Raw genomic sequence first — 1,825 nt, forward strand, 5'->3', positions numbered from 1 at the left:
GAAAATATCGCATATAAGAGGGTGGAAATGTTTTTGTTTTTTTAATTCCTACCATATAGAGAATGTGTTTAAAAAAGCCTCTAACTTTGCTTTTCTTTAGTTTGTTTATTAAAGAAGTTATTAGCATTCCTAAAGCTAAAATAACAATAGTTGCGGTGAAGCTCTCAGGAATAAAAAAACCTATATATGCAAAAACAAAAAACACTATGATAATATCCATTTCCCAATTACCAACCATCGGCAACTGGTCTATAAATTTATTAATACTTATGTATCCATTTGTAGCCATTTTTTAAAAAACTCCTGTATAAAGAGCAGTAACAATTTTATTAGAGTTGTAGAAAATAACGGCTAGAATAAATAAAGATGCAAACTGCACACCTCCTGCCATACCTCCTATTTGCCACCAACGCATTAAACCAACAATTACAACAATGGTCGTAATTAATAAATTTAAATTCCTATCACCTGTCCATTGCTCAATGGTTTCATAGACTTTGCCTAAACCCAAAGTATCTGTCTGATTCCCTGCAATTGCTAATGTGGCGAATAATCCAAAAAATAAGATTAAAAAAAGCCAACCTCTCTTTTTGTCAAAGGAATTATTGTTCTTCATCTGCTATCCTTTTATCGTAGATTTCTTAAAAAAGATTTTTAAGATTAAAGAACTTTAACATTAAAACATACCCAATATTTATGAAAATGAAAAAAATTTTGGAAAAGTTTCATTGTGATTTTTCTTGCTTTTGTATTTCGTTGTTTTCTGTGTGTTTTAAAATCTCAAGCATTGCAATAAAAGTTTCAATATCTTCCTTGCTTAAATGAAACTTGCCTTTCATATAGCCATATTGATAAGCTTTGATAATGTTGTATTGTGGGTATTCTTTTTGAATAGCTAAAATCTTTTCAGATTGTTTAACAGCTCTTTTTTGCTTTTTAACTCTTTCTTTTACTCTTAAAAGTGCAGGTTTGCCATATTTATAATAAATAGCATACATTGCTTGTTCTCCAAAAATGTTTTTTAAAAAACCTTTAACATTTCTTACTCCAACAGGCTTAGTTAGTTTTTTCATAGACTTAAACTCAAAAGTTAAGACATATCCCTCTATTATTTTTGTGAGTTTTGATTCTTGTTCTGTTGGTTCTTGTGATTGTGTGGTATCTAAAATCTCTTGTATCTCTTGAGTGTTTAATTCATTGTCTCTTTGTGAATTTGTATTACTCATAATGTTCCTTTGTGCCTATAAAGATATTGTTAATACTTTACCACCAAAACATACCCAATATTTATGGAAAAATGAAAACGGAATGAAAGCCTTTTGAAAAAGGCAGAAAAAACAGGGGAAAGATTTAGCTATATAATTTATTATATAAACAGGGGAAACTCAAATTTTACAAACTAGGGGAAAGATTTGCGTATATGGAATGGTGTTAGGGGGAAAAGTAGGTTTTTTTACAAACTAGGGGAAAGATTTGCGTATATGGAATGGTGTTAGGGGGAAAAGTAGGTTTTTTTACAAACTAGGGGAAAGATTTGCGTATATGGAATGGTGTTAGGGGGAAAAGTAGGTTTTTTTACAAACTAGAGTTTTTTCAGTGAATTTTTCAATTTTTTTACTTCCGTGAATATTGGGTATGTTTTGGTGTTAAAGTTTTATTTTTAAAGGAGAATATTTTGAAAATTAAACAATTAAATACCTTAAAGAGCATTTTTAAAGAAAACAAGATTAACACCAAACCCATACTTTCTATTTTTATTCTATGTTTAATTATCTTATCTTTTATGCTTATACTAATAGAGGTTTTTAGTAAGCATTATACCTTT

Annotated in this window: 3 protein-coding genes; all 3 read right to left on the minus strand. The window is 29.2% G+C overall.

Annotation, left to right across the window (positions count from 1 at the left end; all coding sequences use genetic code 11):
* Positions 1–289 (minus strand): type IV conjugative transfer system protein TraL (traL, locus tag LS72_RS10345; RefSeq protein WP_138155344.1); only part of this gene is annotated, 289 nt, incomplete at its 3' end.
* 3 nt (positions 290–292) lie between these two features.
* On the minus strand, positions 293–616 hold the full coding sequence (locus LS72_RS10350) for a hypothetical protein (RefSeq protein WP_138155345.1): 324 nt from the start codon (positions 614–616) through the stop codon (positions 293–295).
* 109 nt (positions 617–725) lie between these two features.
* Positions 726–1,226 (minus strand): hypothetical protein, encoded by a 501-nt coding sequence (locus LS72_RS10355; protein WP_034555588.1) that lies wholly within the window; start codon positions 1,224–1,226, stop codon positions 726–728.
* Between the last annotated feature and the right edge of the window lie 599 nt (positions 1,227–1,825).

This window comes from Helicobacter apodemus, assembly GCF_000765745.2.
GTDB classification, from domain to species: Bacteria; Campylobacterota; Campylobacteria; order Campylobacterales; family Helicobacteraceae; genus Helicobacter_D; species Helicobacter_D apodemus.

Coding starts and splice junctions, on each gene's coding strand:
- LS72_RS10355 (WP_034555588.1), bottom strand. CDS start 1,226: ATGAGTAATACAAATTCACAAAGAGACAATGAATTAAACACTCAAGAG.
- LS72_RS10350 (WP_138155345.1), bottom strand. CDS start 616: ATGAAGAACAATAATTCCTTTGACAAAAAGAGAGGTTGGCTTTTTTTA.